This window comes from Streptomyces sp. NPDC047453, from assembly GCF_040643155.1.
GTDB lineage: Bacteria > Actinomycetota > Actinomycetes > Streptomycetales > Streptomycetaceae > Streptomyces.
On sequence record NZ_JBEYTS010000084.1, the window covers coordinates 1 to 5,404 of the forward strand.

6 protein-coding genes are annotated in these 5,404 nt (G+C 71.0%); 2 read left to right on the forward strand and 4 right to left on the reverse strand.

Annotated features, from left to right (window positions below; all coding sequences use genetic code 11):
• The first annotated feature begins 180 nt into the window (after positions 1-180).
• Positions 181-1,170, forward strand: a complete 990-nt coding sequence (gene moaA / locus ABZ818_RS37105; RefSeq protein WP_361424987.1) for a GTP 3',8-cyclase MoaA — start codon at positions 181-183, stop codon at positions 1,168-1,170.
• Here moaA and ABZ818_RS37110 read toward each other — a convergent pair.
• Both ABZ818_RS37110 and ABZ818_RS37115 read right to left on the reverse strand, forming a co-directional pair.
• Complete coding sequence (locus ABZ818_RS37110) at positions 1,167-1,400, reverse strand: hypothetical protein (RefSeq protein ID WP_361424990.1); 234 nt, start codon at positions 1,398-1,400, stop codon at positions 1,167-1,169. The genes moaA and ABZ818_RS37110 overlap by 4 nt on opposite strands.
• 211 nt (positions 1,401-1,611) lie before the next feature.
• Entirely contained in the window at positions 1,612-2,010 is a 399-nt protein-coding gene (locus ABZ818_RS37115; RefSeq protein ID WP_361424993.1) for a DUF3099 domain-containing protein, read from the reverse strand.
• A gap of 272 nt (positions 2,011-2,282) precedes the next feature.
• Between ABZ818_RS37115 and ABZ818_RS37120 the strand changes: the two genes are divergently transcribed.
• Entirely contained in the window at positions 2,283-2,573 is a 291-nt protein-coding gene (locus ABZ818_RS37120) for a GlsB/YeaQ/YmgE family stress response membrane protein (RefSeq protein WP_141362238.1), read from the forward strand.
• Between the two features lie 82 nt (positions 2,574-2,655).
• On the opposite strand, the gene tyrS is transcribed toward ABZ818_RS37120, so the two are convergent.
• Together tyrS and ABZ818_RS37130 are read right to left on the reverse strand one after the other, a co-directional pair.
• The gene (gene tyrS / locus ABZ818_RS37125; protein WP_361424995.1) at positions 2,656-3,924 is read right to left on the reverse strand and encodes a tyrosine--tRNA ligase; all 1,269 of its coding nucleotides are present in this window, start codon (positions 3,922-3,924) and stop codon (positions 2,656-2,658) included.
• A 66-nt stretch (positions 3,925-3,990) separates the two neighbouring features.
• The gene (locus tag ABZ818_RS37130) at positions 3,991-5,385 is read right to left on the reverse strand and encodes a metallopeptidase TldD-related protein (RefSeq protein ID WP_361424998.1); all 1,395 of its coding nucleotides are present in this window, start codon (positions 5,383-5,385) and stop codon (positions 3,991-3,993) included.
• Between the last annotated feature and the right edge of the window lie 19 nt (positions 5,386-5,404).

Genomic DNA, 5,404 nt, shown 5'->3' on the forward strand with positions numbered 1-5,404 from the left:
ACCGGCATGGTGTTGTCCACCGTGTACTCGAACCCGTTGATCGTCGCGGGGAACCCCGGGGCCGGGATCGGTCTCGTGACTTCCGGCGCTGTCGTTGTCAGTGCTGTCACGTAGGCTCGCAGATGACGACAACTTCGAGTGGTGCGCCACATGGATCCGCGCGACGAGGGAGGGGGCCACATGCTCATCGACACCTACGGCCGGGTGGCCACCGACCTGAGAGTCTCGCTGACCGACCGGTGCAACCTGCGCTGTACGTACTGCATGCCCGAGGAAGGGCTGCAGTGGCTGGCCAAGCCGACCCTGCTCACCGACGACGAGATCGTCCGCCTGATCGACATCGCCGTCACCTCCCTCGGCATCAGGGAGGTCCGCTTCACCGGCGGCGAGCCCATGCTGCGCCCCGGCCTGGTCGGCATCGTCGAGCGGGTCGCGGCGCTGGACCCCCGCCCGCAGACGTCCCTCACCACCAACGGCATCGGACTGAAGCGCACCGCGACCGCCCTGAGGGCCGCCGGTCTGGACCGGGTCAACGTCTCCCTGGACACCCTGCGCCCGGACGTCTTCAAGGCGCTCACCCGGCGGGACCGGCACAAGGACGTCATCGAGGGCCTCGAAGCCGCCCGCGAGGCCGGCCTGACCCCGGTGAAGGTCAACACCGTCCTGATGCGCGACCTGAACGCGGACGAGGCCCCGGACCTGCTGGCCTGGGCGGTGGAGCACGACTACGAGCTCCGCTTCATCGAGCAGATGCCCCTGGACGCCCAGCACGGCTGGAAGCGCGAGGGCATGGTGACCGCGGCCGAGATCCTGACCTCGCTGGGCACCCGCTTCGAGCTGACCCCCGAGGGCGACGGGGAGCGCGGCTCGGCCCCGGCCGAGCGCTGGATCGTGGACGGCGGCCCGCACCGCGTCGGCGTGATCGCCTCCGTCACCCGCCCGTTCTGCGCGGCCTGCGACCGCACCCGGCTCACGGCCGACGGCCAGATCCGCACCTGCCTGTTCGCCACCGAGGAGACCGACCTGCGCGCCGCCCTGCGCTCCGGCGCCCCCGACGAGGAGATCGCCCGCATATGGCGGGTGGCGATGTGGGGCAAGAAGGCGGGAGCGGGCCTGGACGACCCGTCCTTCGTCCAGCCGCAGCGGCCGATGTCGGCGATCGGCGGCTAGGCGCCGCCGTCTGCGCTGTTGTCCGGCGCTTCCCACTCGCTGAAGGAAACCACGTCCTTCAGAAAGCCCCGCACACCGAGGAACTGGGACAGGTGCTCCCGGTGCTCCTCGCACGCCAGCCACGTCTTGCGGCGCTCCGGTGTGTGGATCTTCGGATTGTTCCAGGCCAGCACCCACACGGCCGCGGCACGGCAGCCCTTGGCGGAGCAGATCGGGGTTTCGTCAGTCACGGGTTCGTCTCACAACCACTGCACACAAGGCGACGCCGAGCAGCCACGGGGGGAGCTGCCCGGCGTCGGTCTGTCGCTCCGACGGGGGATGCGGAGCGCGTACGAAGTATGTCACGCGTAACCCGCCGCCCGGCACCGGAACAACATGATTGATCTGAGCATTTCTTGAGCTTCCCGGAACGCCACCGTTCGGCCGCGCCGACGGGCCAGGTCAGGCGCTGTCACGCGGCTCGCGCGCCGTCCCGGCCGCGGTGTCGCCCGCGGTGTCCTCCGTGGCGGACCGCGTGAAACCGTCGTCGCTCCGCGGCGGCGTGATCATCGGCTTCGACGGCATGGTGACGAACGTCGACGGCAGTTTGGGCGCGCTCTCCCGCCCCGCGTTCGCGATCACCACGGCGATGTAGGGCAGCACACCCCCGAGCACCAGCGCCACGATCGCCACATACCGCTCGACGTTCCACAGCGCCACCGCGAGGATCACCGACGCCGTACGGATCGACATCGAGATGACGTACCGGCGCTGCCGGCCGCGCACATCCTCCTGAAGGCCCGTCCGGGCTCCCGTGATCCGGAACACCTGGGCGTTGCCCTCGCCGTGCTGTTTCCGCATCACCCGTCCACCATTCGTCCGTATCGGACAACTCCCCGGCCCGCGTCCGGTCCCTGACCGGTCGGGACAACGACCCGCCGACCTCCACGTTACGCCGCGTTCCCACCGCCTACGAGGCCGGGGCCGCCGTTCTGCCTGCACGAACGGCGCCGGCTTCGTCCCGTGGGCCGCCCCCCCCGGGGCCTTCCGGCGGCCGTACCCGACGTGCGACCCACCGAAGCCACCCCGACACTGGGCGTAATGCTCACATAGAGCCGGACGAGGAGGCAGCCATGGGCTGGTTGTGGGCGATCATCGTGGGTTTCGTGCTGGGGCTGATCGCGAAGGCGATCATCCCGGGCAAGCAGCACAGCCCCATCTGGCTGACCACGATCTTCGGCATGCTCGGCGCGATCGTCGGCAACGCGGTAGCCCGCGCGGCCGGTGTCGCCTCGACCCGCGGCATCGACTGGAGCAGGCACTTCTTCCAGCTCGTGGCCGCGATCATCATCGTCTTCGTCGGCGACATGGCGTACATGGCGCTGTGGGGCAACAAGAAGCGGCAGGACGCCCAGCGGGCATAGCGCCGGCGCACAGGCCGAAGGGGGCGGCCCACCCGGAATCCCGGGTGGGCCGCGCCCTTCGTGCCTGGTCGTACGTCCGGGCTCAGCCGTTCGTGACCTCGACCGCCGCCAGGTTCTTCTTGCCCCGGCGCAGCACCAGCCAGCGGCCGTGCAGCAGGTCCTCCGCGGCGGGGACCGCGTCCTCGGCGGTGACCTTGACGTTGTTCACGTAGGCGCCGCCCTCCTTCACCGTGCGGCGCGCGGCCGACTTGCTGGGCGCCAGGCCGACCTCGGCGAACAGGTCGACCACCGGGCCCAGCTCGGTGACCTCGGCGCGCGGCACCTCCGACAGCGCCGCGGCCAGGGTCCGCTCGTCCAGCCCGGTCAGCTCGCCCTGGCCGAACAGCGCCTTGGACGCGGCGATCACGGCGGCCGTCTGCTCGGCGCCGTGCACCAGCGTCGTCAGCTCCTCGGCCAGCGCGCGCTGCGCGGCCCGTGCCTGCGGACGCTCCTCGGTCTGCCGCTCCAGCTCCTCCAGCTCCTCGCGGGACTTGAAGGACAGGATGCGCATGTAGCGGGAGATGTCCCGGTCGTCCACGTTCAGCCAGAACTGGTAGAACGCGTACGGCGTCGTCATCTCCGCGTCGAGCCAGACCGCGCCGCCCTCGGTCTTGCCGAACTTGGTGCCGTCCGCCTTCGTCATCAGCGGCGTCGCGAGCGCGTGCACCGCCGCGTCCGGCTCAAGGCGGTGGATCAGGTCGAGGCCTGCCGTGAGGTTGCCCCACTGGTCGCTGCCGCCCTGCTGGAGCGCGCAGCCGTACCTCCGGTAGAGCTGGAGGAAGTCCATGCCCTGGAGGATCTGGTAGCTGAACTCGGTGTAGCTGATGCCCTGGTCGGACTCCAGACGGCGGGCGACGGAGTCCTTCGTCAGCATCTTGTTGACCCGGAAGTGCTTGCCGATGTCCCGTAGGAACTCGATCGCGGACAGGCCCTGCGTCCAGTCGAGGTTGTTCACCATCACGGCGGCGTTCTCGCCCTCGAAGGACAGGAACGGCTCGATCTGGCCGCGCAGCCGGTCCACCCAGCCGGCCACCGTCTCCGGGTCGTTCAGCGTGCGCTCGGCGGTCGGGCGGGGGTCGCCGATCAGGCCCGTGGCCCCGCCGACCAGCGCCAGCGGCCGGTGCCCGGCCTGCTGGAGCCGGCGCACGGTGAGCACCTGCACCAGGTGCCCCACGTGCAGTGACGGTGCCGTCGGGTCGAAGCCGCAATAGAACGTGACGGGACCGTCCGCGAGCGCCTTGCGCAAAGCGTCCTCGTCGGTGGACAGGGCGAACAGCCCACGCCACTTCAACTCGTCGACGATGTCCGTCACGGTTCTCGTGTCTCCTAGGTGATGCTCGGTGCTCTTCGGGCAGTCGGGTGACAGCCGACTACGAGGTTATACGCCCTGGCTGACAGAGCTCATGTTGAATTCCGGGACGCGCAGCGCGGGCATCGCGGCCCGGGTGAAGTAGTCGCTCCACTCCCTGGGCAGCGTCTTCTCGGTCCGCCCGGCCTCGGTCGCCCGTCCCAGCACGTCCACCGGCGACTCGTTGAACCGGAAGTTGTTGACCTCACCGGTCACCTCGCCGTTCTCCACGAGGTACACGCCGTCCCGGGTCAGGCCCGTGAGCAGCAGCGTCGCGGGGTCCACCTCGCGGATGTACCACAGGCAGGTGAGCAGCAGCCCGCGCTCGGTGCCGGCGACCATCTCCTGGAGCGAGCGGCCGGTGCCGCCGTCGAGGACGAGGTTGCCGGCCGACGGGGCGAGCGGCAGACCGGTCAGGCCGGCGCTGTGCCGGGTGGTCAGCAGATGCCGCAGCTCGCCGCCGCCGATCCACTCGGTGGCGTGCACGGGCAGCCCGTTGTCGAACACCGACCGGTCGTCCCCGGAGGAGTGCGCGACCACGAACGGCGCGCACTCCAGGGCCGGCTCGTCCGGATCGCTGCGCAGCGTCAGGGGAAGCTCGGTCAGCTTCTCGCCGACGCGGGTGCCGCCGCCCGGCTTGGAGAACACCGTGCGCCCCTCGGCGGCGTCCCGGCCCGAGGACGACCAGATCTGGTAGATCAGCAGATCGGCGACCGCCGTCGGCGGCAGCAGCGTCTCGTACCGCCCGGCGGGCAGCTCGATCCGGCGCTCCGCCCAGCCGAGCCGTACGGCCAGCTCCGCGTCCAGCGCCGCCGGGTCCACGTCCTTGAAGTCCCGTGTGGACCGTCCGGCCCACGCCGAGCGGGTGCGGTCCGGGGACTTGGCGTTCAGCTCCAGCGTCCCGGCCGGCTGGTCGTGGCGCAGCCGCAGGCCCGTCGACGTACCCAGGTAGGTCGACACCAGCTCGTGGTTGGCGAAGCCGTACAGTTCGCGGCCACCGGCACGCGCGCGTGCGAACGACTCGCCGAGCGCGGGCGCGAAGTCCGCGAACACCGCCGAGGAGGTCTCGGCGGGCGCGTCGGTGAAGTCCGGGGACTGCGGTACGTCCGTGACCAGCGGCTGGGCGTCCTCGGCGGGCCCCGCCCCGCGCGCGGCGGCCTCCGCGGCCCGCACCAGCGGCTCCAGCTCGTCCTCGGTCACGGCGGCCCGCGACACCACGCCCGACGCGGTGCCTTCCCGGCCGTCGACGGTCGCGATCACGGTGAGGGTGCGCCCGCGCGTGACACCGTTCGTGGTCAGCGCGTTGCCCGCCCAGCGCAGATTGGCGGTGGACTGCTCGTCGGCGATCACGACGCACCCGTCGGCCCGGGACAGTGCGAGGGCGCGCTCGACGATCTCGTGCGGCTTGCTGGTACGCGGGCTCATCGTCCGGCCTCCTGCGTGG